Source organism: Geotoga petraea (assembly GCF_900102615.1).
Taxonomy (GTDB): Bacteria; Thermotogota; Thermotogae; order Petrotogales; family Petrotogaceae; genus Geotoga; species Geotoga petraea.
Map to the genome: position 1 here is coordinate 197,647 of NZ_FMYV01000005.1, position 26,769 is coordinate 224,415.

The window sequence follows — 26,769 nt, forward strand, 5'->3', positions numbered from 1 at the left end:
TGAAGGCTCTTTTTTTTTACATGTATATTTGGGCAGGATATCCTGCATCATCCAACAATTTTTGAACCATCTCAGCTGGTTCTTCAGTTTCAACATGAACTTTTTTACCCTCTAAATCTACCTCAAATCCAGTTATAGACTTTTTAGAAGACAAAGCCTTTTCTATAGTTGATTTACAATGCTCGCAAGACATATCTGGAACATCAAATGTATATTTCACTTTTTATCCCCTCCTTTAAAATTTATTTTTTATACTATTTGAATTAATTATAACATTGATTGAACTAAAAATCATAGCAATTTCAGCTATAGCTGGATGTAAGGCACCACTCATTGCAAGAGGTATAGCTATCAAGTTGTAAGCAAAAGCCCAAAACAAATTTTGTTTTATCTTAGAAAAAGTCACTTTTGATATATCTATTGAATCTACTATTTTTTGAATATCTCCTTTAATAGAAACTATATCTGCACTTTCAATAGCTAAATCTGTTCCCGTACCTATAGCCAAAGATAAATCTGCTGCTTTTAAAGCTGCTGCATCATTTATTCCGTCTCCAACCATACAAACTTTTTTACCTTGCATTTTTAATTTATTTACTATATCGACTTTATCTTTTGGTTTCATTTCAGCTTCATAATAGTCTACGCCAACAATTTCAGCAACTTTTTGTGCAGTAACTTTATTGTCTCCAGTTAAAATATATGTAGTTAATCCCATTTCTTTTAATTTTTTAATCGTGTCAACTGCATCGCTTTTAATTGGATCTTCTATTGAAATTATACCCAATTTTTCGTCATTTTTAGTTACTTCTATAATTGTATTTTTACCATTAAGAATATCTCTATAATTTTCAGAATTTTCTGGTTTTCCAACAAAATATTTATCATTATTATAGACACCTGATATTCCTTTTGATGTAATTTCTTCAATATTATCAAATTTTATTTTTTTGTATAAATTATTCTCTTTGGAATATTTTATAACGGCGTTAGCAAGGGGATGATTTGAATATTCTTCTAAAGAAGCAATAACACTAAAAACATCTTCTTTAATATTATGATAAACAACTTTTGGATTGCCCTCTGTTATTGTTCCTGTTTTGTCAAATAAAATTGTGTCAATGTCTTTTGAAGTTTGAATGGCAGAACCATTTCTAATAATCAATCCCTTTTTTGCAGCTACTCCACTTCCAGATACCAATGCCATAGGTATTGCCAATCCCAAAGCACAAGGACAAGCTATAACAAGTGTTGCTACAAACACAAAAATTGATTGAGAAAGAACATTAATCTCATCTTTTATCCAGAACAGATTATTTGATAGAAACTCTTGATAACCAGCTAAATTTTCAAAATTAAAATACCAAAACAACGCACTAAAAACTGCCAATCCAAAAACTATCGGAATAAAATAGTTTGTTATTTTGTCTGCAAAAGCCTGGATAGGAATCTTAGCTGATTGAGACTCTTCTATCAACTTAATCATTTGACTCAAAAAAGTGTCTTCTCCAACTTTTTCAACTTTAACTTTTATCATACCGTTTTCATTAATCGTACCACCAATAACTTCCTCACCTTTTTCTTTATAAACGGGAACTGGTTCACCTGTAACCATAGATTCATTTATACTGGCACCACCATAAATTATTTCTCCATCTAAAGGTATTTTTGAGCCTTTTTTTACTACTATAATATCACCTTTTTTTACTGAATCAACTGGTACTTCAATCTGTTCATTTCCTTCAGTTTCAACAAAAGCATAATTTGATTGCAATTCTAATAAATTTTTTATTTCTTTAGAGGCATTTCTCTTCAATTTAGATTCAATAAATCTGCCAAGTATGTGTAAATTAATAAGCATAGCTGCTAAAGTACCAAATGATAAAATATCAAAACTTGTAATAGCCAAAAGGTTTGTAATCCAAGCGGATATTCCACCCAAACTTACCAAAGTATCCATATTGGTGTGACCATGAGATACTGCAATATAAGCACCTTTTAAAGTCTTTCTCCCAGAATAAAAAAGTACAATTGAAGAAAAAACTAATTCGATGTAATGAAAAAAGGGTATTGTTATACCAAACATATTTAAAACCATCAGTATCATTAAGGGTATTGTTATAGCAGAGGCTATTATTAAATTATTTTTCGATTTCTTATACTTTTCTTCTAAGACATCATTAGATATTCTTTTTTTTACTGCCTTATACCCTACATTTTTAATTTGCCTTTCTATTTGTTCAAAAGGAATCTCTTTCGAAGATATCAAGAATGCCCTCTCTGTAGCTAAATTTATTGAAACATATTTTACTTCTTCTATTTTTTTTAACGCCCTCTCTACATTTCTAACACAACCAGCACAGGTCATTCCCTCTACTGAAAAATTTATTTTATAATCCTCATTCATATTCACACCTCCTTATCCCCCTGTGGGGGGTATAAATATATGATAACTTATTTTTATTAAATAAAGATTAATAAAACTTAAAAAAATAACTCCTGTAAAAAATTTTTACAGGAGTTATTTTTTGATTCTATTTAATTTTTAGAATTATATTTTTTATCTCAGAGCCATCATCTTTTCCGTACATTTCTTTTAAAGCTGTATTTAACTGTTCTTTTATTTTTTCCATTCCACTAACAGTTTTAAAATCTTCATAATTATGCATTGATGAAACTAACCTAAGGTTATCAAAAACTTTTGAATAATTATTATCAAAGAATTGTTTGATCGATGAAGCGTTAGTTACTATTATATACTCCTCTACAGTTATTCTTTGATCTTTCGCCCAAATCTGATAATCAGAAGTTATAACTTCTGATTTGAACTCTTGATTGGCATTTATATATCTTATTTCTGGATTTTCTGACCCGTAATATTTTATTTCGGTAAATCCTAAAAATTCTGGATTTCCCAAATTTTTAATAGAATAAACACCAACTCTATCATCATTAAATCTTACATAAAGGAAATCTTTTGCTATTGTTATTTTATCAATATCATCCAGCTCCATCGATTTTATTATATTAGGGTTCATTGGATTGGATATATTTGCTATATTAATGCCTTCAGAATCTCTAAGAATAAATAAATAATTACCATCTTTAACTACTTCTTTAACTGTTCCACCCACTTTGATATTGGTTATTTCTGTGGGATTCCTTGGATCTACAACTTCATACACAGTGACTCCATCTCTACCAGAAGGTGAATAAAGATAAGTTTTATCTGGTAATTTTTTTGTCCTAAAATCAATACTTGTTTTACTTTCTGAATTTCCATCGAAAGCTGTAACAGTTATAGTGTATTCACTTTCATAATCTAAACCTTCTAAAATAATATTTGTATTTTTAGATCTTGTTTGGATATTTTTTATATTTCCATTTTTCTTCAAATCAACAGTGTAAAGGATGTCATTGTTTTCTTTATCATTTGACTTAAAAGATAGGCTAATTGTGTTTAAAGGATCGACTGTTTCTCCACTCGATAAACCACTAACCATAGGTTCACTCGGCGGAGTGTTGTTATAAATTTCATAACCTTCCGTATATTCAAACATTTTACCATTTTCTACTACAGAAAATTTTAAATTGCTTACAGGTCCTAAATTTTCAAGAGTAAAAGTATTTTCATCAAATGAAGCGAATTTATAATACTTTTCCCCATCTTTTTTGTAGACAAGATATTTATCATATCCTTCAGGCATTTCTAAACTTAAATTATTTCCAATCCAAGAATAGTTTATTGAATACTTAATAGTTTTTTTAGAAAGAGGAATTTCTATGGTTTTATTATCATCTAAATAAACTTCTTTTGTCCCGCTGTAAGTAATTAAAGCATCGTCATTCAGTACATTTAAAGTCACTTCATAATTTCCATCTTTTATGTTTTCGAGTAAAACATTTTGATCAAGAGTGAAATCAAAAGAGTAGGTGTCATTTCCTTCTAAAACCACGTTAAGGCTGTTAAGATTTTCTTGTACTGAAGATTCAGGTATGTCATAGTTAATTGTAAGCTCGTATTTTTTATTGAAAACCGTAAAAAGTATTATCATTATCAAAGTAAATACTACAATAATTCCTATGGAAGAAAAAAGTATTATTTTTTCTCTTTTATTATTTTTGGTGTAATTTTCTTCGTTTACTAATTCTTCAAATTCTTGATTTTCGTTTTTATTTTCATCCATTTTTATCACCTCAAAGGAATTATATCATATTTATAAAAAAAGGCATCATTTTTCAGATGCCTTTAATAATTTTTACACGATTATATCTCTCATAATATTTGCTAATTCTATAAAATCTTCTTTTAATGAGGCTCCTCCAACTAATCCCCCATCAATATCAGGCTTGCTAAATAGTCCAAATATGTTTTCAGGTTTTACTGAACCTCCGTATAATATTGACGTCGAATTTGCAACATCTTGGTCATAAATTTCTGATATTAACCTTCTTATGGATTCATGTGTATCTTGAGCTTGTTTAGGAGTTGCAACTTTCCCGGTGCCTATTGCCCAAACAGGTTCGTATGCAATTACAACATTTGACATGTCTTCTTTAGTTACACCTTTTAATCCTTTTTTTATCTGTCTTTCAACTACATTAAGTGTTAAGCCATCTTCTCTTTCTTCAAGAAGTTCCCCAACACATAATATAACTTTTAATTCATTTGATAAAGCTTTTTTAACTTTTTTGTTTATTTCTTCATCTGTTTCTTTAAAAATATTCCTTCTTTCTGAATGACCTAATATAACGTATTCTGTATTTATATCTTTAAGCATTTTTGCTGATATTTCACCTGTAAATGCTCCGCTATCTTCAAAATACATATTTTCAGCTGCTACTTTTATTTTTGAACTTCTTGTTATATCAGCAACTCTATCTAACGCTGTATAAGGGACTCCCAATATTATTTCGAATTTATTCTCATTTCCAATTTGACCAACTAATTTGTTTACAAATGCGGAAGCTTCTGTGTTTGTTTTGTTCATCTTCCAGTTACCTGCAAGGATAAAATTTCTTTCTCCCAATCTTTTTTTATTTGCGATTGATTTTATCCCAGGCAATTCATTTCCTTCAAGGTATTCTAATGAAGCCCCACCTCCAGTGGAAACATGTGAGAATTTTTGAGCTAATCCAAATTTTTCAGCAGCCGCAGCTGAATCTCCACCACCAATAATACTGGTAGTTCCTTTATCTGTAAGATCGGCTATCAATTGAGCTACTTGTTTTGTCCCCTCAGCAAAATCATCTATTTCGAATACCCCCATAGGACCATTCCATACTATTGTTTTCATATTTGATAGTTCGTTTTTAAATAACTCTAAAGTCTTAGGGCCTATATCTAACCCCATCCATCCTTCTTCTATTCCATCATCAATAGAAACTATTTTCTTTTCAACACCTGTTTCTAATTTTTGAGCTACTACTGCATCTGTTGGTAATATAAGCTCAACATTCTTTTCTTTCGCTTCTTTTATCAATTCTTTTGCCAAATCTATCTTGTCTTCTTCAAATTTTGAAGAACCTATTTTTTTATCAAGAGCTTTCAAAAACGTAAACATCATTGCTCCACCAATGAATATCTTATTAGCTTCGTTCATTAGGTTTTTTATTACACCTATTTTATCTGATACTTTTGCTCCTCCAAGTATAACAGCGTAAGGTTTTTCTGGGTTTTCTGTAACTCCCCCAATAAACTTTATCTCTTTTTCCATCAAAAAACCTGCTACAGATGGGATAACAGATGCAATCCCAACGTTGGAAGCATGAGCTCTATGAGCTGTACCGAAAGCATCATTCACATGAATATCAGCTAAAGAAGCCCAATAATTTGATAACTCCTCATCGTTTTTCTTTTCACCTTTTTCGAACCTTGTATTTTCTAAAACTAAAATTTCTCCAGATTTTAAAGATTCTACAGCTTTATCTACTTTTTCACCTCTTGTATCATCGACAAACTTAACCTCATTATCTATTATTTCATTTAATCTTTCTGCAACTGGTTTTAAAGAAAATTCTGGTGTTCTTTCACCTTTTGGTCTGCCTAAATGAGAAAGAAGTATTACTTTAGCACCTTTTTCTAAAACATAGTTAATCGACGGAATAGCTGCTTTTATTCTTGTTTCATCTGTAATTTTTCCATCTTTTATTGGTACGTTAAAATCAACTCTCATAATTACTTTTTTGTCTTTTAAATCAATATCTTTTATCGTCATTTTACTCATTATTTCACCCCCGGGTTTATTTAAAAAAAGGGAGACGTTTAGGTCTCCCATTTATTTACTTTTTATTATTTAATTAATGATGCTAAATGTTTTACCAATCTAACTAATTGTGTTGTATAACTCATTTCGTTATCATACCAAGAAACAACTTTAACTAACTGTTTTCCATCAACAGTCATAACATTTGTCATTAATGAGTCAAATAATGAACCGTTTGAACTGCCTATTACATCACTTGATACTATTGGATCTTCTGTGTAGCCTAATGTATCTTTTAACTCACCTTCTGAAGCTTCTTTCATTGCTTTATTTATATCTTCTGCTGTTACTTCTTTTTCAAGTTCAACAACTAAATCAACTACAGATCCAGTAACTACTGGGACTCTCATAGCTATACCATCTAATTTACCGTTTAATTCAGGTAAAACTTTTCCAACCGCTACAGCTGCACCTGTCGTTGTAGGTGAAATATTTTGAGAAGCAGCTCTTGCTCTTCTGAAGTCTTTATGTACTCCATCAACAGTATTTTGATCTGCTGTAAAAGCATGGATAGTTGTCATAAAACCTTTAACTATTCCAAAATTATCATTTAAAACTTTTGCAACTGGAGCTAAACAGTTTGTTGTACAAGAAGCTCCATCTATAATATCTTCGTTACCAGATAAAATTTTGTGATTTACGTTGTACACAATACTTGGTATATCTCCTTTACCAGGAGCAGATATTACTACTTTTTTAGCCCCAGCATCTAAATGCATAGCTGCTTTTTCTTTTGTTCTGAATACACCAGTACATTCTAAAACAACGTCAACGCCTAATTCTTTCCAAGGTAATTTAGTAGGATCTTTCTCAGCAATAACTTTTATATCTTTGCCGTTTACACTGAAAGCTCCTTCTTTTACTTCTACTGTTCCTTTGAATCTTCCATGTGGAGTATCATATTTCAATAAATGAGCTAATGCTTTTGAATCAGATAAGTCATTAATAGCAACGATATCAAATTCTGGGTTATCAAACATAAGTCTAAAAGCCAATCTCCCAATTCTTCCAAATCCGTTAATAGCAACTTTTACCATTTGTGCACCTCCTAAAGATATATGAGCAATAGTTATTTTTTTCTCTAACTATATTATATTCCTAAAATTATAAATTAATGCAAAACATAGGTTAATTTTATTATAATCCTAACCCCATTCCTTCAAATCCACCTAAATATTTCTCTGAGATTTTCTCACTCTCTTCATCTTTGTAATTTTTAGCTTTTTCAAGAGCTTCGTTTGTTGCTGCTATAATCATATCTTTAATAATATCCATACCTTCATCTTCTAACTCATCAGAAATTTGAATATCTTTTACTCTCAAGTCACCTGTTACAATAACTTTCACTACTCCACCTCCGGAAGTAGCTTCTATTTCTTTATTTACAAGTCCAGCTTCCATTTCTTCCATTTCTTTTTCCATAGATTGTTGTGCTTGTTGTGCCTGTTGCAATAGTTTGTTCATATTACCTGATTTCTTGGGTGCACTCTTTTTAAAAGATCTTCCACCCATACTCTTTATTTTTTTTGCCATTAAAGTTCCTCCTTTCTTTTCGTTAATATTATATCATTTTTTTAATTATTCCCAAATATTTATAATTAAAATTAAATATAACAAATAATTACATATATATGATATTAGGTCTAATTTATTAAAAAATGAGAAATTTTATCATATTGAAAATATATAGTATAATTAAATTGAGAGGAGGGATTGTATGTATTCTTACAGGTCACTGAAAGATGTTTCCCCGGTAGAAGTAATAAGATTGGTTAACGACGTATTTAAAGATTATATCGTTCCGATAGATTGGAATTTAAAATCCTTTGAAAAAGACGTAAAAGAATATTCCATTTCATTAAACGATTCTTTTATTTGCTATGATGATGGAACTCCAATCGGATTTTCAATTGTGTCTCATAGGGGAGAACTTGGTAGAATTGATTCAATAGGGGTTTTACCAAAATACAGAGGTGAAGGAATTGCTTCTGAAATAATTTACAGGACTATAGAAACTTTAAAGTGGAAAGGTATCAAAAAAATAATTTTAGAGGTAGAACAAAATGAGAAAAGAGCAATAAATTTTTATAAAAAACACGGGTTTAAAGAAAAAAGAAAACTCATATCTTTAAATTTGAAAACTGATTCTAAAGAAAAATATGATTACAAATACGTTGAAGAAGATAATATATGGCTTAAAGAAAATGCCTTTAAAGCAAAAACAAATCTTGATAGAAAACCTAACTGGCAAAGGCATCCTCAAACTTTAGAAAAAAGTGAAGATAGATATAGGATAGAAAAAGTTGTTGAATGGGGGTATACTATTGGATATGTTGTGTGGGGTGAAAATGTTGACAATGCATACATAGTGGATGCCTCTCCAATAGACGATAAAACTCCTTTTAAAGAATTTATCTCAGATGTTGTAAAAAGAGTTACCGAAAAATATGATTCTGTTTCTGTTGTAGCAGTACCAGAAGATGACTTATTATATAAAGCTCTTTTAGATAACGGATTCAAAGAGTTTTTAATTCAAGTAGAAATGGAAGAGAAAATTCATTAAAAATTCAGGGATTTTATCCCTGAATTTTTTTTAGGTTTTCTTTTTGTTCAGAAGTTAAAAAATCAAAACTTCTATTGAATATAATCTTATCTGCAGTTTTTTTTGAAATACCCTTAATCATTGAAAGTTCTTTTCGATCTAAATTGTTAAGATTTATAGGGTGTTTTAAAATCGTTAAAGATCTTGAACCGTGGTCAACCACAACACCATCGTATTTTGTGTATAATTCTTGTTCTTTTGGATAGCCACAAATTACAGAATAAGTACCCAATTGTCTTGAATAAGACATATAATTTTCATTTTTTTCTACTATAAGATTTTTCATTTTAGTCCCAAGAGGAAATACTTTTTCAAGCATTTTATGATCGTAATATTTCATAAACTCTTTGAATTTTTTAAACTCTTTTTTGTTGACTTTGTGCTTTTCATCAGTAAGAGATAGATAAGTTTTAGGAAAAACCATTACCTGTCTTACATTTATCCTTCTCAACATGAGATCATCATCATATATTTCTTCCAACACCCTTTTATTAACTTCATACGTTCTTTTGCTTTCTCCAATAAGTCCAAATAAAAGGTTTATACCAGGTAAAAGCTTTGGTATCCCATTCTCATCTCTTTTACCCCCTATTTCGTTTACCAATTCAATAGCCTTGATAAAACTCTCTTTGCTTCCAGAAATTTTGTTTTTTTTCAAAACATTTTCATCAAAACTCTCAATTCCAAAAGATAAAATATCTCCAGACGTATTATATTTTGAAATAGTTTCTATGATTTTTTGAGATTCTGAATAATTATCTATTATAAAATTTGGATTAGCATTATCTGTGTGAATTAAATCAAATTTATCATGAATCTCTTTATATAAATCTTCAAAAATTTGAGTATTTATTTTATCGTCGTTAAAACTAATTCCATAGGCAAGAAAATTTGAGCTTCTACCAAACCTAATATTTTTAACATCATTTTTTGATAAACTATTTAATTCTTCTATTACATCTTTTAATTCTCTTTCTTTATACAATCCATAAATAACTGGTTCTGTGCAAAAACTACAAAAACCCTCTTTTCTGTCGCACCCTCTTGAAAGCTCAATTTCTGCTATAACATCTGGGAACCTTGGATGTTGACGAACGATATGAGCTCCTAACGGAGCTATTTTATTTATTACATCATAACTTTCTCTCTCTTTTATATCCCATTCATCATTAATTGGATATTTTAATAAAAAATTTTCAACGGCTCCTTCAACTATATAGTCAAAATTGTCCTTTAAAAGATCCTTTAATATAGAGGCGCTTTTACCTCCAGTCAATGTGTAACCTTTTGTTATAGGCCCTCCTAAAACCCTAAGTGGAGAGCTATTTAATTTGAATATTTTATTTATTTCATCAATGTTTATTGGCTTTCCACTTAGATAGTGGCCAGGAACTGTTGTGCCCGCTATAATTATTATATATTCATAATGATCAAGTGATTGCCATAAATCATCTTTTCTAATTTGATCTATTGTAAAATATTTAACTTCTATATCATTATACATTAATGCTCCTGCAGCGTATCTAACTTGAGGAGAGATATATGGTGGAACACCTAAAGCAGCAGGTTCATCTAAATATCCATCTATAATTGCAGCTTTCAAAATAAAACCTCCAGTAAAGGGAAAGATGAAGTATTCAAATTTTGGTGGATTTGGCGAAATAGTTAACTTTGAAATTAAATTTGGTTTTGAAAACTTAATAAAATAAGTAAAGAAAGAATTGCTGCTACCAAAACGGGCAAAAAACTATCATCTACTTTCAACCATAACCATATCTAAAAATTCCCTTGCAATTGGTACAGCTACTGATGAACCAAATCCTCCATTTTCAACAAAAACAACTATAGAATAATTTTTTTCTGGTTCTTGCGTAAATCCAGCAAACCAAGCATGAGACCTTTTACCCCCTGAAACCTGTGCAGTACCTGTTTTACCAGCTATTTTATAATCAGCATCCTTAAAATATTCGTATGCAGTACCTCCATTCTGGGAATCACCTGGATAGGAAGTTACTTCATTCAAGCCTTGTAAAATATACGATAAGTATTCTTCGTCAAGTTCATAGCTGGTGCTTAACTTTTTATCATATTCATTTATTACTTCATCAAAAGAATTTTTTGTTTTGTCATAAACATGAAAATTGTAATATTGCCCATGTTCAGCCAAAATATTATAATATCTAAGTATTTGAATAGGTGTCATTTGAATATAGCTTTGTCCTATAAAAGCCTGTACAGTTTCACCAGGATACCAGGGTTCACCAAATCTTTCTCTCTTCCATTCTTCGCTTGGAAAAACTCCTGTGATTTCGCCGGGTAGGTCAACCCCTGTTTTTTCTGTTAAAGAATATTTTTCTGCTTGTTGATAAAGAAAATCTATACCAATCTTTTCTCCAAGAGAATAGTAATATGAGTTTGCAGAAACTCTCAGTGATTTTACAAGATCAACGACTCCATGACCAATTAAGTTCCAATCATCAAAGGTTGCTATCCTATTTCCTGAAGAGTTATAAAGATTGTATCTCCCAGTTGTATTAATCGTAGCTTCTGGTGAAATCCCATATTCCAAAGCAGAATAAGCTATAAATGGTTTTAGAACAGATCCTGGAGCAAATGAAGCAGATATGCTTCTGTTTAAAAGAGGAGATTTTGCATCATTCAATATCCTTCTAAACTCTATATTAGAAAGTCCTCTTGAAAAATCATTGGGATTTGGTGCGGGGTAAGAAACCATGGCCAATATAGAACCATTTGATGGTTCTGAAATTATAACTGAACCAACGTGGTTATGTTCTTCCATATAATCATATATTTTTTTCTGAAGCTCTATATCCAAAGTTAAATATATATCATTTCCTTTTATAGAAGGGACTTGTTCTATGGTACTTTCTATATAACCTGATGGAGAAATGGTTACTATTTTATAACCTTCTTTTCCTTTTAATAACTCGTTAAATTCTCTTTCAATACCCGTTCTGGGTACTCCTTCATTATCAACATAACCCAATATATGATAAAGCGAATCATGAGAATATTTTCTTATATAATTTTCATAAACAACAATATTGTCCATTGAGTCGACCTTTTTTGCAGTTGTACTGGAAATTTTTAAGTCAGCTTCTTTGTTAAAATTCAAATCATCTAACAAATTATTAATGTCGACATTTGAATATTTTAAAATTCCTTTTAATTTCTCTTCTTCATTTGAATCAAGATTTTCACTCGTTAAATTGAGCTTGTATCTCTTTTCATTCCATGCCAACAAGTTACCGTTTTTATCGTAAATATCTCCCCTTCTTCCGGGGATTTTATAAACTCTTGTACTCATATCAAGAACATTTAGTCTATAGTCTTGCCAGTTTATTACTTGTAAATAAAAAGCCCTTCCTATTAAAATACTAAAAGCTGAAATCATAAAAATAAATAAAAATAAAACTCTATTATCTCTCATTAAAAATCAACCTCATATTTAAAAAATAAAGAGTTAAAACGAGTATATTAGTAATAATAAAGCTAAAGTATGAGTATGTAATGTAGCTTAAAAAAATAGAATATGGAAGAGAATATAAAATCACCCCATAAAAGTTGTTTGGTAGATTATGGAAAACTTTCCTGAAAATAACATAAGTTACATAAAATAAAATAGCGGTAAATCCCAAATCATATCTTGTTGAAAAAAATATCAAAACATATACCATCGTGAATATAAGGTCATGATCCTCTTCGTTAAAAAATTTTAAATATATGGAATAAATTGGGAACAAAAACAGAATTTGACTTCCAACCCAACTATCCCATGATGCGATAATCAAGGTTATTATTATCATAGAAATCATCAAAACCATTTAATCAACCTCCATTATAAAGACTGTACTTGAGTCAATTTTAGAAGGCTCAAAAATAAATTTATCTCCTATTTTCGAAGTGATTTTACCTTCTAAAGTAATAGGAATTTCTTTTAAATAAAAAGGGGTTTCAATTTTAACTTCTTTGTTTTTAACTTCTATATTTTCAGGCAACTCTAAATACAAGTATCCATTTTTTTCCTCAACCAATATATCGTTGTTATCCATTAATGCGAAAAAATGATTTTCACTCCATCCCAATTTCTTAACCAATACAATATCGCTTAAAACAGATTCAACAAATCCAACTAAATGTTTTTTGGAATCAATAACTATAGAATTTTCATCTACCTTATTTACCGTTTTTACCCTCAAATACTTTCCATTTTCAAACAAAATAACACCTGGTTTAGTATTAACATCAACCAGAATTGAATTTTTCTTTTCTATCTCGTAATTTAATAATTCTTTTTCTATTTCTTGAAATTTTTCCATATTTATTTTAGAAGTTTCTATATATTCATGAACTTCTGAAAAGACTATTTCAAATGGAAAAACAACCCATTGAAAATATCTCTCAATGGGTTTATATATGTTTGCTATAATAATTATAAAGACTAAAATATTTAAGTAAAATAAACTCTTTTTCATATTTATCTATTTTTTTCTAAATTTTCAAGGATATCTATCTTATCGATAACCATGCCCGCTCCTCTTGCAACACATGTAAGAGGCTCTTCTGCTATTACCACTCTTATAAGAGTTTCTTTCTCTATTAACTCTTTCATTCCTTTGAGCATAGCGCCCCCACCAGCTAAGCAGATTCCTTTGTTAACTATATCCGATAAAAGTTCAGGTGGAGTTGCTTCTACTGCAATTTTAATGTTTTCAACAATTTTCATAACGGGCTTTTCGATAGCTTCTCTAATATCTTCACCGTTTAATTCTATGTTTTTTGGTAAGCCCGTTAAAACATCCAATCCTATTATATCCATTTTAAGCTCATCATAATCTTTTGATGCAAAAACATTACCAATTTCCATTTTTATTCTTTCGGCTGTTTTTTCTCCAATTAAAATATTGTGTTTGTCTTTAATATATTCCATAATACTTTCATCTATTTCATCACCAGCTATCCTTATAGATTTTGATAAAACTATATTTCCAAGAGAAATTACAGCTATTTCTGTTGTACCTCCACCAATATCAACGATCATATTCCCTGAAGCTTCTTCAACATCAAGACCAGCTCCAATAGCAGTACCCATAGCCTCTTCGATTAAAAACGCCCTATGTGCTCCTGCATCTAAAGCAGCTTCTTTTAATGCACTTCTTTCTACTTCTGTTGCATCGGTGGGAATTCCCACAACAACAGTCGGCTTGAGAAAGTTTAATTTTCCAATTGAAGAGGTTATAAAATGCTTCATCATAACAAGGGCAACATCATAATCTGCAATTACCCCATCTTTTAGAGGCCTAATAGCTATAATATTGCTTGGTGTTTTCCCTATCATCTTTTTCGCTTCTATTCCTACGTGTAATATTTTTCCGTTATTTTGATCTATAGCAATAACAGAAGGCTCATTTATAATAATACCTTTTCCTTTTAAATAAACTAATGTATTAGCTGTCCCCAAATCAATACCCAAATAAGTTCTCATTTTTGTCCTCCTTTTGGATCCAATAAAAACAATAAATTTCATTAATAGTATATCACATGTAGTAAAATTTGAAAATTTAGAAACACAATTTTAAAATCTATCTATTGACAATAAAAAATAAAAAGTATATAATTTTAAACGATATGTTTAATATATAATACATTTTTTTATTTTTCCCTTTTGTAATCCGCATTGGAGGTAACTAATGAATATAGGTCAAAAATTAAAAAGTTTAAGAATCCTGAATAATATGACTCAAGAAGAATTGGCTATAAGGTCTGATCTAACAAGAGGCTATATTTCTCAATTGGAGAGAAATTTAAGCTCTCCAACCATAGAAAATCTTGAATTAATCTTAAGAGCTTTAGGAACAGACCTTGTTGGATTTTTTTCAAGCTTAAACGAACAGGAAAAAGTGGTTTACAAAAAAAATGAAAGAATTCCAATTTACGATAGTCCTAAAGGAGTTAAAGAACAACTTTTGATGACAGCAACAGAACCAAAAAAAATAGAGCCCTCAATATTAACTATAAAACCTGGTGCTTCTACCGATATTGAACAATCTCATGAGGGTTTTGAATTTGGTTACATTATAAAAGGTCATATTGAACTGTATTTAGATGATTCAAAATACAAAGCTAATGAAGGGGAATGCTTCTTCTTTAAATCAAATAAAAAACATTATATAAAAAATAATCAAAAAAACAACACATCAGAAATAATCTGGATCGAAATATACTAATAAGTCAGGAGGCAAAAAAATGAATAAATCATTAGGAAGACATTTAATAGCAGAATTTTATAATTGTGATAAAGAAATTTTAGACATTGTAGAAGATGTTGAATACCACATGAAAAAAGCCGCCATCACTACAGGAGCAACAATAGTAACTTCCACTTTTCATAGATTTTTACCTCATGGGGTTAGTGGTGCTGTTATCGTTTCAGAATCTCATTTAGCCATTCATACATGGCCTGAATACGGCTATGCATCAATAGATTTATTTACATGTGGTGATGAAGTGGATCCCTGGTTGGCATTTGATTACCTTAAAAATGCTTTTAAATCAATTAGAACTGAGGTTAAAGAGCACAAAAGAGGCATATATAAAGATATAGGCATTCCAGAAAATTCTTCACATAAAACAGAGGTGGTAAAATGAAGTTAAAACCAGGAGAACATATTTGGTTTAATGAATACAATCCTGGAAACACTTCTGGTGTATTCTATAAAATAAATAAATTTTTACATTCAGAACAAACCAAGTATCAAAGAATAGATGTTTTTGAAACTCCTGAATTCGGTAGGGTATTTACTTTGGATGGTCTTACCATGACAAGAGAAGTGGATGAGTTTATATACCATGAAATGATAACCCACATTCCAATGTTTATTTCAAAAAATCCAAAAAAAGTCTTAATCATAGGTGGTGGAGATGGAGGTACAGCTAGGGAAGTTTTAAAACATGACTCTGTAGAAGAAGTTATAATGTGTGAAATAGATGAAAGAGTCATGGAAGTAGCAAGAGAGTATCTACCTACAACTTCGAAAGAATTTGATAACCCTAAATTAAAATTAATAGCTGAGGATGGAGCCAAGTTTATAAAACAATATAAAAAGTACTTTGATGTCATAATAATAGATTCTACTGATCCAACCGAAGGTGAGGGTGGAATACTATTCACAGAAGAATTTTATCAATCATGTTATGATGCATTGAATGATGAAGGAGTTTTTTCTGCAGAAACAGAAGATCCTTTCATTCACAAAGATTGGATGAAACTTTCTTATAATAGAATTAGTAATGTTTTTAAAAACACTAAATTATATATGGGGTTTGTCCCGCAATATCCCCCCGGAACATGGTCTTGGACTTTCGCTTCAAAAGGTTTAGATCCTATTAAAGATTTCGACCCTTTAAAAGTAAAAAATTTTAATAAAGAACTAAAATATTACAATGCAGAAATCCATGTTGGATGTTTTTCATTACCTACCTTTGTAAAAGATATCATAAATAAATAAATGGAGCTTTAAGCTCCATTTATTTTATAAATTTCAAAAATGACTCAGATATAGAATTCTCTTTGGCTATTTTTGAATAAATCTCTCCTGAGTTTCTCAATGTCATTAAATGATTATTATAATCAGTCCTATACAATCCAAACCTCATTGACGTTCCTTCTACCCATTCAAAATTATCCATTAAAGACCAATGCATATAACCTATTATTTTTATCCCTTTTTTCATAGATTCATGTATTTTTTCTAATGTTATTAATAAATACCTTGTTCTATATCTATCTTCCTCATCTGCAATTCCATTTTCCGTTATCATTATTGGAATGTCATATTTTGAAAATCTATCTAATACTTTTTCTATTCCTTCTGGATAGAATTCCCGTCCAATATCAGTCAAATGGTTTGATTTCGTTTTAATATCAAAATTCTTTTCATTATCATATTTTATATATCGCTTTGTATAATAATTTATTCCTATAAAATCCAAATCAGAATTATGGTTTAACAATTCCTCTTTCCCAAAAGGTGGCAATATTTTTTGTTTTAGTATTGAATCAACAAAAACATGATCAAATAAATTTCTGACTTTGTTTGTTGCCAATCTATCTTTTAGCGATAATTTATTATATGGTTCATAAACAGAAGTATGTTTTGCTATTGAGATTTTTGTATAAGGATCAATTTTTTTTATCAAATTATAGGTCTTATCATACATTATCAACAAATTTTTACCTACTTCATATGTTTTCTCAATACTATTTTCACCTGGTGGCCATTCTCCAAAAAGATATCCTTGAGTCAAATAAACCATTGGTTCATTTATAATAATATAGTACTGAACTAAGCCCTTGAATTCTTTAACAACCTTATTTACATAATTAGTAAAATATTTGATATTTTCAACTTTAGAAAAACCACCTATTTCAGAAAACCAAGATGGCAATGAAAAATGAAAAAGTGTAACTATTGGTTCTATGCTATTTTTCTTGAGCTCCAAAATCATATCCTTATATCTTCTGATCTGTTTGTTACTATATTTCCCTTTTTCAGTTTCTATTTTAGCCCATTCAACAGAAAAACGATATGAATTAAGATTAAGATTTTTAATATTATCGATATCTCTAAGATATCTATTTTCAGATAAACAGGCTTTTTCTGAACTTGAACCATCTTTTATTTTACCTTTTTTCTCCCATTCATACCAATCTGATTTGTAATTAAACCCTTCTATCTGATGTGCTGCGGTAGCTACCCCCCACAAAAAATCCTTTGGAAATGATAAACCCTCCATAAAATCACCCCGTTAAGAAGTCAATCTATATAATTCTTTTCAAGTAATTTAACAATCAATAAACTTAACATAACAGAAACATATTTTATATGATTTATAAACCAGAACATACAGATTTAATTCCTAAAATTCAGCCTAATTAGTAAACAATTAGAAGCAAGATGTTTAATCAAAAATTTTATAACAATAAAAATTACTTAGTATTAAAATTTTATTTTGTGAAATGTACACTTTTCTTGAATAGAATTGCTCCTGACTAGTTTATAATTTAATAATTCCTCTATAATTATATAATAACATAATGATGAAAATTTTTGTAAAATACTTCGTGTTTTGTCAATTTAAATAAAAAGATATAAATAAAAAAGGATAGAACATTATTCTATCCTTCTTTGGTGCCGAGGGCGGGACTCGAACCCGCACGAGGTATTAGCCCCAATGGATTTTGAGTCCATCGCGTCTGCCAATTCCGCCACCTCGGCTTAATCCAAGAATGATTATACTATAAAAATCTTATTCTGTCAATAATTAATTTGTTTTTAAATAATATAATATATTTGTAAGTAATTGTTCGTTATCTCCCCAACTTAAACCATCATGCAATATATCTCCTGGATTTCCGGTACCATCATCAAAAGTTGATGAATCAGAAAATATAATCATTTCAAGTTCTTCATTTATGACTAATAATGGGTTATCTTTATCGTCTTTTATTAATGATTTAAAACTATTATTATGTGATATTGATGTTCCATTCCAAACTCCAATCTCATTAACTTTTTTTGTTAATATGTGTTCTTCAATATTTTTAATTGGGGCTTGTTCTATGTTATCTCCTACTAACCTTAAGGGATATTCTGTCAATAATTCGTTTATTATTCTAACTGAATCCCAACCATCACCATTTCTGTCAGCTCCACCATGATCAGAAACTAAGAATATTTCTCCAGAATTTTCAATAAAATCCATTATTGACCTTATTTCTTCTTTCAAGTACCTAACGTTTGGTTCTATAATTATAAAAGTATCAAAGAGGGATAAAATATCTTTGTTTATGCTTTCTTTTAACGAAAATATGTTTAATCCTAAATTATTCGCTATTGTTTTTAATTCAGAATATCCTCCATCTAAAACCCAATCAGCGTTCCCGGCTGTTTGCCCGTGTGATTCATCAAAAATTAAGTTGTTTTCTTTTCTATTTTGATCTTTTAACTCTAAAACGAGCATTTTCAAGGTGTTACCTTCTTTATCTCTAATAAATCTCAAAAATAATCTGTTATTATCGATTTTTTCTATTGTATTAACAGTCAAGATTCTGTCTTCAAAAGAAAATTCCATGCTGTTTATCTCATTTTTTAAGACTTTAACGTTCGTGCCGGCAATTATTTGCCTATCGATAGATTCATTAAAGAGAATTTTTACCTGTTTTTCACCTGTAATGGAATAAAATTGAACTTCTGGGGGGAATATATCATCCACAACTAAATCGTTAATATCCCTTGGTTGGATCTCCTTTTTAGATAGATATTGAGCTAAAATACCTGTAATTTCTATATCCAGACCTTCCTTTAGATAATCTGGAATTATATCTGTATTTTCCCTGATCCATAGAATACCTTCTCCGGTTTCATCTCCTATGATTATTTCTTGTCCCATATTTTTTATAATTTTAGCATCGAGATGGACTAAAGAGCCTTCAAGTTCTTCATCCTTGATATCCTCAACATTAATTTCTCTTGGTTCTATTTTTTTTGCATTCTTTTGAAGTATCTTAATTTCATGCTTTTTATTATCAGTTTCAAGTACTACTTCCAAATTTGATTTATGATTCCATGTGTAGCCGGTTACTTCTATCAAATCATTTCTTTCTATATTCAGCTCAGATATATCTTTTCCTTGAGTGTAGATGTTTACTCCATATCCATCTTTTTCTATAAAGAATGAGTTGTTTGCAAAAAGTCCTGGCTCTAAGGTAACATATCCTTCTACAGTAACAGTGCTCAAAATATCTTTGCTTCTTGCTTCTTTAATTGAAATTTTTTCAGCGAACGAAAATGTAAATAAAGTTAAAGCTATAAAAAATAAAAGATATTTTTTCACCGAAATCATCTCCAGTAATTTATTTTTGTGATAATTAATCTAAATAACCAAATGAAGAAATGGAAGAAAGCTTCTATGTAGTATTATTGATTTTAATTTCGATTATTCTAGAATCAGATAAAAATCACAATTTGAATTTTTTGGCTGAAATAAAAAACATAATCAGCGGCCAAAAAAATCATCCAATTTTTTATAAGGCATATTCATCATTATGGGTCTGCCATGAGGACATGTCTTTAATTTCATTTCAAAAACATCACTCACTAACTTTTCAAGTCCTACAACATCGTCTCCAGTTTTTACAGCACTTCTACATGCCATAGTGGCCAGTGCATCTTCGTGAATTTTCTCCAAAGACTCTATTCCCTTAAGTTTTAAAGTATCCAATATTTCTCTTATCATTGCTTTTGGATTTTTTACCTTAATCCCCAAAGGTAGCGTTTCTATTTTCATTATTTCATTCTCAAAAGAAAAATTCAAACCTATTTGGTTAATAATTTCCCTATGCTCATTTATTTCTTCTTTTTCTTCAAAAGACACTCTTATTTCAATTGGGATTAATAGCTTGTTCTTTTTGATTCTTTTTTCAGTAAAAAACTGTTTTTTCAACTTTTCAAAAATAACCCTTTCATGGGCTGCATGAAAATCCATTATTATTATTTGATCTTCGTCTTCTATAATAAGATACCTTGTATTTGCAACTCCTATAATTCTTTTGTTATTTGTTCTACTATCACTATTTTCAATTTGAAAATTAGTGGAGATTGTATCATTAACTTTTTTCTTCTCAAAAAATTCATTTGAGTATCCATAATCTTTTATTGGTTCTTTTATATGAATTTTTTCTTGATGGCCCTCATTGTTATATAAACTCGTATTATAGCCATTTTCAAAATTTGACTTGGATTTGTAATCAGAGTTATCAAAAACTAAGTCTCTTTTTCTTTCACCACTCTGATTTTCAATATTTTGATTTTTCTCTATCTTTTCAAAGTTGAGATTAAATTTAGTTTTTTCCACCAGATTTTCTCTCAATATGTTCTTCATATCCTTCATTATTATATTTTGATCGGAAAATTTCACTTCTAATTTTTGAGGATGCACGTTTACATCAACATTATCAGGCAAAACATTTATAAAAAGGACCCCGTAAGGATGTCTCCCCTTATCAAGCATTTCTCCATAACTTCGTTCAAAAACAGAAAAAAGGTCTCCTTCTTTCACGTATCTTTTGTTTACAAAAAATATTTGAGCAGATCTATTTCCTCTTGTCGTTTTTGGATTTGAGATAAAACCCTTGATACTACCCCAACCAATATTTTGATTAATTTCGATTAAATCTTCAAGTTTTAACTCTGGAAATAAAGTTATTATTTTATCTGTATGTTTATCATTCTTGTAAAATTTGTATATTTCTTTTCCATTCCTGATATATTCAAAATCTATATTTTCTGATAAAATAAATTTTTCTACTATGTCAGTTACTTTTCTTGATTCTGATGATGATGATTTTAAAAATTTTCTTCTTGCGGGAATATTAAAAAAGAGGTCATTAACCTCTATTTTAGTTCCCTTATTTTTTGTGACTTCTTTAACTTCCACTTCTTTTCCACCAATATAAAATATCTCATAACCTGTTAAATCATTTTCTTTTTTTGAACTAATACTCATTCTGCTAATCTCAGATATAGAGGCTAATGCTTCGCCTCTGAAGCCAAATGAGTTTATACTGTATAAATCATCAAATTTATCAATTTTCGACGTTGTGTGAGGTTTTACAGCTATTCTCATCTCTTCTAAAGACATACCATCACCATTATCTTCAACAACGATTTTACTTTTACCCCCATCGATAATTTCAACCCTTATTTTATCAGCACCAGCATCTATTGAATTTTCGATTAACTCTTTAACAACATTATAAGTACCAGAAATAACCTCACCTGCTGCTATTTTTACTATAATATCATCTGGTAACTTTTTTATTCTCATTTTAATCGCCTCTGTTTTAAAGCTTCAAACATTATAACTCCAGCACTTACAGAAACATTCAAAGATTCAACATTATTCAACATCGGAATAGAAACAATTCCATCTGAATGATCTTTTATGTTCTTTCTAACTCCACTACCCTCATTTCCCATTACAAGACAAAAACCACCCTGCATATTTATATCAAAATAATTTTGGCCATTCATATCAGCAGAATAAACCCATATATTATTATCTTTTAATCTATCTATAGTCCTCGATAAATTAGTAACTTGGACAATAGGTAATTTAAATATTTGCCCCGAAGAGACCTTAATAACCGTAGAAGTCACTCCACAAGAATTATCTTTGGGGATTATTATAGCATCAACCCCACTCGCAACCGCTGACCTAACAATAGCACCAAAATTATGGGGATCTTGTACTTGATCCAATATGACAAAAAATGGCTCTTCCTTTTCATAAAGAATAGATTCTTCAGAATAGTTGAATTCTTTACCAATGTCTACCACAACACCCTGATTCTTAGAAGTATCAGATAAATTTTTTAATTTTTTTGAATCAACCAATTGGCAGTTGTATCCCTTAATTAAAGATTCTTCGTATAAATCTTTTAAACTTTTATCTACATTTTTGCTATCTGAAAAATATATTTTTTTTACTTTATAATTATTCTCTAAAATTTCTTTTAAGACATTTCTTCCTTGAACATACATTTATCAATCACCTCAAAAATTTCGTTTAAACGATCAAATTCCTTAGCTAAATAAAGATAGCCTATTAATGATTCCAATCCTGTAGATCTTCTATAACTCAAGTCATTTCCTCTTTTCCCTGCACCGCGTGAATTATAACCTCTTTTATAAATATTCTTTTCTTTTTCAGATAATTGCGGAAATATTTTAAGTGCAAAATCATCATGTGCTTTAGCGCTTAAAAAATCTTTTGATCTTTCATTAAGATGAAAAGGCTTTTTCCTTCCATCTTTCAAGATCAAAAGTTTATATTTTAACGCCATAACAGCATCTCCAATATAAGCAAAATTATCTATAGGTATTTCTCTAAAATCAGCTAATTTATTTGTTTTAAAAAACTCTTCTACATTCATAAAAAATTCCCCATTAAATCAAATTTTTATACACTTCTATTAATTTCTCTACATTAACTGTGAGAGAAAAATTGTTTTCTACGAAAGTCTTTCCCATTGATGATAGTTTATTATATTCACTTTCATTATTTAAAAGTCTTAAAATGTTATGAATAAAATCATCAGCTACTAATTCTGGAATCATTATTCCACCAGTGTTCTTTCTTGAAAGAATATCATAGACCCCCATCTTACCAAGGGCTATTACTGGAGTCCCTGAAGCCAGCGATTCTAAAACAACTAACCCTTGAGTTTCTGTATATGAAGCAAAAATAAAAAGATCAGCTTGCTTATAAGCATCTATTACCTTTCCACGTGCTTGACCACCAGTGAATATAACCTTTTGTTGCAATCCTTCATTAACAACAGCTTCTTCGAGATTTTCTCTTTCGTTTCCATCACCAACAATAACAAATTTTACATTTTCTTCTTCTTCAACTACTTTTTTGAAAACGTCTTTTATTAAAAAATCAATATTTTTTTCCTTTGCTATACGACCAACAAAAAGCAATATTTTATCTTCTTCATGTATATTATATTCTTTTCGTAAATCCCATTTTATAGGTTTATCAAAAGAATACATATCGATTCCCGTTGGTATAACTACTATGTGGTCTTGAGGTACTCCGTAATCTATTAAGACTTCCTTTATATTATTAGTTGGAACTATAACCTTATCAAGCTTCATACACCAGTTTTTAATTAGCTTTTTAGATTGTTCTAATGACGGTCTAATAATTAAAGGGGCATAATGCCTATAATATTCATACATTGTGTGATGAGTTCCAACATGTTTAAGATTTAGATTAGAAGAAATCAACCTAGCCATAATTCCCATTGAAAAAGGAGCATGAGAATGAATAACATCCAAATTCAAATTTCTTATTTTAAACAATTGTTTTGAGAAAGGTAAAGCAAATCTCTGCTCTTTTTCTTTGAAATAAGTGACTGCTGGAAATTCGAATACATTTCTTTCCTCTCTTTTGTGATTACTATCGTATTCTGGAACAAAAACAAATACATTATGCCCAAGTCTCTCCATTTCATCTTTATATATTTTTACTGCCGTTGCAACACCATTTTTCTGAGGCACATAAGTATCTGAAAACATAGCTATATTCATTTTAATTCACCTTCTTTTAATAAAAGCATTGTTAATAAACAATAATAAACTTCCAAATATTATTTGCATATAATATGAAGAAAACCTCCACCCAAAAACAGCTGTAAGAGCTATTTTTGAATTCCCTGTAAGTGAACTTAGAAAAATATGGTAAGCTCCCTCCATTGAACCACTCGCACCTGGGGTTGGTAAGTAAAAGACTACCATATTTAAAATAGCCATACCTCCAAAAATTTTCCAATAAGATATGTTTAAATCAGGAGTAAAAACATCAACAAAATAATATAAAGAATAGGCTTGAACTATAAGTAAACCCACTCCTAATAATATATCTAATATCATAATGTATAACTTTTCATTCCATAAAAATCTAATACTTTTTTTCAATTCAACTATCCAATTTTCTAATTTCAAACTCCAATTTTTCTTTCTAAAAAATTTTATTTTTTCTAATAATCGAACTATTTTTATAATAATTCTGCTTCTTACAAAAAGAACAAGTATAAACAAAGTTACTATTAATGATGTTATTAATCCTAACTGGATTAGCCTTACAGAAATCCTCCCCCCTCTAAGGGAACTTATAATTGAATTATAAAAAAATATAGCAACAAAAAAATTAGTAAACATAGTTTCTAAAAACCTTGAAACCATAATATTCATTCCATGCTCATAATCAACGCCAAGTGATTCATTTAAATGCCATATTTGATAAGGTTGCCCACCTGCAGCTAAAGGAGTTACTGCGGTGAAAAAAAAGCCCATAACATTATTATAGGTCAAATCTAAAAAATTTGTTTTTATATTAAAGTTTGATATGATTATCTTCATTCTCAATGCATCAATCAAATATCCACTAGCAAAAATAGAAAAAGAAATAAAAATGTGTTTTATTTTTATATTTTTTATAATTTCTATTAAACTATTATTAGTTACACTACTGATAATAGAAAATATTCCAATACTTATTAAAACTGCAATAATGACATATAATAAATTTTTATTTATCTTTTTTATTTTTTATTCCCCCTTACTATTTAATTCTTTCTCATATATTTGTTTTAATTTCTCAAAAGCCTTTTTATCATCATATTGACGAAATAATTCATATGATTTTTCAACATTTTCGCTATATTCAATGGAATCGTTTTTTAATTTTTCAAAAATTCTAATAAAATCATCATTATTTTTCCCGTATAAATAAAAAGGAGAGAAAATCTTTTTATATACTTCTAAATCTCTTAATATAATTGGTAATCCACTACCAGCAGCTTCTATAATAACCAATCCAAAAGTTTCGTGTATTGATGGCAAGAAAAAAACATCTGACAATCTATAATAATCTATCATTTTTTCTCTCTCAATAGTTCCTGTAAATTTCAAATTACTAAGGTTAGAATTTATAATCTTATTCATTTTTTCATAACCTTCGGTAGCCTTTTTAAAAGGCATCCCCCCAACCCAAATAAATTTTTTATTTCTTTGCTCTTTTGCTAATTTATAAAAATCTTCAATCCCTTTTCTCGGTTGAATTTGACCTGAACCAATTATTATAAAATCATCTTTAGAATAACCATATTGTTTTCTTAAATCATTCTTCATAGATTCTTTTTTTGAATACTCAGTATAAAACATATCTCTTCTAACAAAATTACGAAATATAACTACTTTTTCTTCTTTTATACCTAAATCATTTATAAGTTCATTTTTTGTTTCTTCGCTAACTGCTAAAACTCTATCTGACATATTATATATCATTTTTAAATAAATTCTAAAAATTGGTAACCATATAAAACTAAATTTTAAACTTCCCCTTAAAGAATTGGGTACAATATGAGCTGAAAATATTTTTACTGACTTTTTTCTGTTAAAAAGTAAAGAAAAAAAAGTCTTTATATTAACTGTATGTGCGTGTATAATGTCATATTTTCCAAATATTTTATTTTGAAATATATCAAAATTACCATATTTTTTTAAAATAAATTTATGATCTTTTGTAGCAGAATAAACACCTTGTCCAGGATATTTTTCAGCAATTGATAAAATATTAATTTTCAGAAAAAATCAACTCCTTTGCTTTTATATTTTAACATAAAATGAGTTAAAAATTGATTTTAACATTTTTCTAAAAAAAATTACACTTTTAACATATTATATCTATAATATCATGAATTGTTTCACAATTTCAGATGGAAGAATAGAAATCAGAGATTTCTGTTGCTATTTGTTAGTTGTTAGTTGTTGGTTGTTAGTTGTTAGTTGTTAGTTGTTGGTTGTTAGTTGTTGGTTGTTAGTTGTTGGTTGTTAGTTGCTAGTTGTTAGTTGTTGGCTGTTAGTTGTTGGTTGTTGGAAGTAAAAAATCTGAAAACCTACTTGCTAAAAGCTAAAACCCTAAACACCCTGCAAAAAGCAGCACCCCTCATTAAGAGGGGCCCAGTTTACTAACAACGATTTTTCTGAAAGAAAAATCTTAACAACTATCAACAAACAACAAAAAAGAGTCAACCTTGTGGGTTGACTCTTGAAGTATTGAAGGGGCGAAACCTACTCTTGCACACAATAAGTGTACTACCATCGGCATGAGTTGGCTTAACGGCCAGGTTCGGAATGGATCTGGGTGTGTCCCATCTCATTATCCTCACCCCTAATAACTAACTCACTAGTGCATAATTGTCCAAAGCCTCGGGCTATTAGTATCGCTCAGCTCAATACATCACTGCAC

General features: G+C 29.5%; 23 protein-coding genes, 1 tRNA gene and 1 rRNA gene. 4 read left to right on the forward strand and 21 right to left on the reverse strand.

The annotated features are described in order from the left end of the window. Positions 1-16: 16 nt before the first annotated feature. From BLS00_RS07420 to BLS00_RS07445, 6 genes are all read right to left on the reverse strand, one after another. Complete coding sequence (locus tag BLS00_RS07420) at positions 17-220, reverse strand: heavy-metal-associated domain-containing protein (RefSeq protein ID WP_091404317.1); 204 nt, start codon at positions 218-220, stop codon at positions 17-19. 15 nt (positions 221-235) lie between these two features. Then, positions 236-2,407: a heavy metal translocating P-type ATPase gene (locus tag BLS00_RS07425; RefSeq protein WP_091404319.1), complete on the reverse strand. Its 2,172-nt coding sequence runs from the start codon at positions 2,405-2,407 to the stop codon at positions 236-238. Positions 2,408-2,534: 127 nt separating this feature from the next. Then, positions 2,535-4,187 (reverse strand): hypothetical protein, encoded by a 1,653-nt coding sequence (locus BLS00_RS07430; RefSeq protein ID WP_091404322.1) that lies wholly within the window; start codon positions 4,185-4,187, stop codon positions 2,535-2,537. A gap of 72 nt (positions 4,188-4,259) precedes the next feature. Continuing rightward, the gene (tpiA, locus tag BLS00_RS07435) at positions 4,260-6,227 is read right to left on the reverse strand and encodes a triose-phosphate isomerase (protein ID WP_091404324.1); all 1,968 of its coding nucleotides are present in this window, start codon (positions 6,225-6,227) and stop codon (positions 4,260-4,262) included. A gap of 65 nt (positions 6,228-6,292) precedes the next feature. Next, the gene (gene gap, locus BLS00_RS07440; RefSeq protein ID WP_091404327.1) at positions 6,293-7,303 is read right to left on the reverse strand and encodes a type I glyceraldehyde-3-phosphate dehydrogenase; all 1,011 of its coding nucleotides are present in this window, start codon (positions 7,301-7,303) and stop codon (positions 6,293-6,295) included. Positions 7,304-7,403: 100 nt separating this feature from the next. Next, a complete protein-coding gene (locus BLS00_RS07445; protein ID WP_091404329.1) occupies positions 7,404-7,799 on the reverse strand; it encodes a YbaB/EbfC family nucleoid-associated protein in 396 nt (131 codons plus the stop codon). Positions 7,800-7,983: 184 nt separating this feature from the next. Between BLS00_RS07445 and BLS00_RS07450 the strand changes: the two genes are divergently transcribed. Beyond that, complete coding sequence (locus BLS00_RS07450) at positions 7,984-8,829, forward strand: GNAT family N-acetyltransferase (RefSeq protein WP_091404331.1); 846 nt, start codon at positions 7,984-7,986, stop codon at positions 8,827-8,829. Between the two features lie 13 nt (positions 8,830-8,842). Here the strand turns inward: BLS00_RS07450 and BLS00_RS07455 are convergent, their stop codons facing one another. From BLS00_RS07455 to mreB, 5 genes are all read right to left on the reverse strand, one after another. After that, positions 8,843-10,471 (reverse strand): radical SAM protein, encoded by a 1,629-nt coding sequence (locus tag BLS00_RS07455; RefSeq protein ID WP_091404334.1) that lies wholly within the window; start codon positions 10,469-10,471, stop codon positions 8,843-8,845. A gap of 147 nt (positions 10,472-10,618) precedes the next feature. Then, a complete protein-coding gene (gene mrdA, locus BLS00_RS07460) occupies positions 10,619-12,319 on the reverse strand; it encodes a penicillin-binding protein 2 (RefSeq protein ID WP_091404336.1) in 1,701 nt (566 codons plus the stop codon). Beyond that, positions 12,309-12,713, reverse strand: a complete 405-nt coding sequence (locus BLS00_RS07465; RefSeq protein ID WP_091404337.1) for a hypothetical protein — start codon at positions 12,711-12,713, stop codon at positions 12,309-12,311. Before BLS00_RS07465 ends, mrdA begins: the two co-directional genes overlap by 11 nt. After that, the gene (locus BLS00_RS07470; RefSeq protein ID WP_091404340.1) at positions 12,714-13,364 is read right to left on the reverse strand and encodes a hypothetical protein; all 651 of its coding nucleotides are present in this window, start codon (positions 13,362-13,364) and stop codon (positions 12,714-12,716) included. It lies immediately after the preceding gene. A 2-nt stretch (positions 13,365-13,366) separates the two neighbouring features. Further along, a complete protein-coding gene (gene mreB / locus BLS00_RS07475; RefSeq protein WP_091404342.1) occupies positions 13,367-14,374 on the reverse strand; it encodes a rod shape-determining protein in 1,008 nt (335 codons plus the stop codon). Positions 14,375-14,579: 205 nt separating this feature from the next. Here mreB and BLS00_RS07480 point away from each other — a divergent pair, with 205 nt between their 5' ends. The 3 genes from BLS00_RS07480 to speE are packed head-to-tail and all read left to right on the forward strand — an operon-like array spanning position 14,580 to position 16,397. Then, positions 14,580-15,116 (forward strand): helix-turn-helix domain-containing protein, encoded by a 537-nt coding sequence (locus BLS00_RS07480; protein ID WP_091404344.1) that lies wholly within the window; start codon positions 14,580-14,582, stop codon positions 15,114-15,116. 19 nt (positions 15,117-15,135) lie between these two features. Further along, the gene (gene speD / locus BLS00_RS07485; protein WP_091404347.1) at positions 15,136-15,537 is read left to right on the forward strand and encodes an adenosylmethionine decarboxylase; all 402 of its coding nucleotides are present in this window, start codon (positions 15,136-15,138) and stop codon (positions 15,535-15,537) included. Further along, positions 15,534-16,397, forward strand: coding sequence for a polyamine aminopropyltransferase (speE, locus tag BLS00_RS07490; protein WP_091404349.1), 864 nt, complete (start codon positions 15,534-15,536; stop codon positions 16,395-16,397). Before speD ends, speE begins: the two co-directional genes overlap by 4 nt. 19 nt (positions 16,398-16,416) lie before the next feature. On the opposite strand, the gene BLS00_RS07495 is transcribed toward speE, so the two are convergent. From BLS00_RS07495 to rrf, 10 genes are all read right to left on the reverse strand, one after another. After that, positions 16,417-17,685, reverse strand: a complete 1,269-nt coding sequence (locus tag BLS00_RS07495) for a glycoside hydrolase family 1 protein (protein ID WP_091404351.1) — start codon at positions 17,683-17,685, stop codon at positions 16,417-16,419. Positions 17,686-18,078: 393 nt separating this feature from the next. Next, a tRNA-Leu gene (locus BLS00_RS07500) sits at positions 18,079-18,167 on the reverse strand. A gap of 46 nt (positions 18,168-18,213) precedes the next feature. Continuing rightward, positions 18,214-19,785: a hypothetical protein gene (locus tag BLS00_RS07505; RefSeq protein ID WP_091404353.1), complete on the reverse strand. Its 1,572-nt coding sequence runs from the start codon at positions 19,783-19,785 to the stop codon at positions 18,214-18,216. Between the two features lie 162 nt (positions 19,786-19,947). Further along, the gene (mutL, locus tag BLS00_RS07510; protein WP_091404354.1) at positions 19,948-21,777 is read right to left on the reverse strand and encodes a DNA mismatch repair endonuclease MutL; all 1,830 of its coding nucleotides are present in this window, start codon (positions 21,775-21,777) and stop codon (positions 19,948-19,950) included. After that, positions 21,774-22,493: a 23S rRNA (guanosine(2251)-2'-O)-methyltransferase RlmB gene (rlmB, locus tag BLS00_RS07515; protein WP_091404357.1), complete on the reverse strand. Its 720-nt coding sequence runs from the start codon at positions 22,491-22,493 to the stop codon at positions 21,774-21,776. Before rlmB ends, mutL begins: the two co-directional genes overlap by 4 nt. Then, the gene (locus BLS00_RS07520) at positions 22,466-22,885 is read right to left on the reverse strand and encodes a Mini-ribonuclease 3 (protein ID WP_091404359.1); all 420 of its coding nucleotides are present in this window, start codon (positions 22,883-22,885) and stop codon (positions 22,466-22,468) included. Before BLS00_RS07520 ends, rlmB begins: the two co-directional genes overlap by 28 nt. 13 nt (positions 22,886-22,898) lie before the next feature. Then, positions 22,899-24,047, reverse strand: coding sequence for a glycosyltransferase (locus BLS00_RS07525; RefSeq protein ID WP_091404362.1), 1,149 nt, complete (start codon positions 24,045-24,047; stop codon positions 22,899-22,901). Positions 24,048-24,053: 6 nt separating this feature from the next. Further along, entirely contained in the window at positions 24,054-25,064 is a 1,011-nt protein-coding gene (locus tag BLS00_RS07530; RefSeq protein ID WP_091404365.1) for a lysylphosphatidylglycerol synthase transmembrane domain-containing protein, read from the reverse strand. 3 nt (positions 25,065-25,067) lie between these two features. Next, on the reverse strand, positions 25,068-26,105 hold the full coding sequence (locus BLS00_RS07535; protein ID WP_311044514.1) for a glycosyltransferase: 1,038 nt from the start codon (positions 26,103-26,105) through the stop codon (positions 25,068-25,070). Positions 26,106-26,579: 474 nt separating this feature from the next. Then, a 5S ribosomal RNA gene (gene rrf, locus BLS00_RS07540) occupies positions 26,580-26,693 on the reverse strand. Positions 26,694-26,769: the final 76 nt, after the last annotated feature.

Excerpts from the sequence above, each read along its gene's own strand:
- BLS00_RS07465 (WP_091404337.1), bottom strand. The coding sequence starts at position 12,713 with ATGGTTTTGATGATTTCTATGATAATAATAACCTTGATTATCGCATCA.
- rlmB (WP_091404357.1), bottom strand. The coding sequence starts at position 22,493 with ATGTATGTTCAAGGAAGAAATGTCTTAAAAGAAATTTTAGAGAATAAT.
- BLS00_RS07480 (WP_091404344.1), top strand. The coding sequence starts at position 14,580 with ATGAATATAGGTCAAAAATTAAAAAGTTTAAGAATCCTGAATAATATG.
- speD (WP_091404347.1), top strand. The coding sequence starts at position 15,136 with ATGAATAAATCATTAGGAAGACATTTAATAGCAGAATTTTATAATTGT.
- mreB (WP_091404342.1), bottom strand. The coding sequence starts at position 14,374 with ATGAGAACTTATTTGGGTATTGATTTGGGGACAGCTAATACATTAGTT.
- BLS00_RS07495 (WP_091404351.1), bottom strand. The coding sequence starts at position 17,685 with ATGGAGGGTTTATCATTTCCAAAGGATTTTTTGTGGGGGGTAGCTACC.
- BLS00_RS07520 (WP_091404359.1), bottom strand. The coding sequence starts at position 22,885 with ATGAATGTAGAAGAGTTTTTTAAAACAAATAAATTAGCTGATTTTAGA.
- speE (WP_091404349.1), top strand. The coding sequence starts at position 15,534 with ATGAAGTTAAAACCAGGAGAACATATTTGGTTTAATGAATACAATCCT.
- BLS00_RS07525 (WP_091404362.1), bottom strand. The coding sequence starts at position 24,047 with ATGAATATAGCTATGTTTTCAGATACTTATGTGCCTCAGAAAAATGGT.
- BLS00_RS07470 (WP_091404340.1), bottom strand. The coding sequence starts at position 13,364 with ATGAAAAAGAGTTTATTTTACTTAAATATTTTAGTCTTTATAATTATT.
- BLS00_RS07430 (WP_091404322.1), bottom strand. The coding sequence starts at position 4,187 with ATGGATGAAAATAAAAACGAAAATCAAGAATTTGAAGAATTAGTAAAC.
- mrdA (WP_091404336.1), bottom strand. The coding sequence starts at position 12,319 with ATGAGAGATAATAGAGTTTTATTTTTATTTATTTTTATGATTTCAGCT.
- tpiA (WP_091404324.1), bottom strand. The coding sequence starts at position 6,227 with ATGAGTAAAATGACGATAAAAGATATTGATTTAAAAGACAAAAAAGTA.
- mutL (WP_091404354.1), bottom strand. The coding sequence starts at position 21,777 with ATGAGAATAAAAAAGTTACCAGATGATATTATAGTAAAAATAGCAGCA.
- BLS00_RS07450 (WP_091404331.1), top strand. The coding sequence starts at position 7,984 with ATGTATTCTTACAGGTCACTGAAAGATGTTTCCCCGGTAGAAGTAATA.
- BLS00_RS07445 (WP_091404329.1), bottom strand. The coding sequence starts at position 7,799 with ATGGCAAAAAAAATAAAGAGTATGGGTGGAAGATCTTTTAAAAAGAGT.
- BLS00_RS07425 (WP_091404319.1), bottom strand. The coding sequence starts at position 2,407 with ATGAATGAGGATTATAAAATAAATTTTTCAGTAGAGGGAATGACCTGT.
- gap (WP_091404327.1), bottom strand. The coding sequence starts at position 7,303 with ATGGTAAAAGTTGCTATTAACGGATTTGGAAGAATTGGGAGATTGGCT.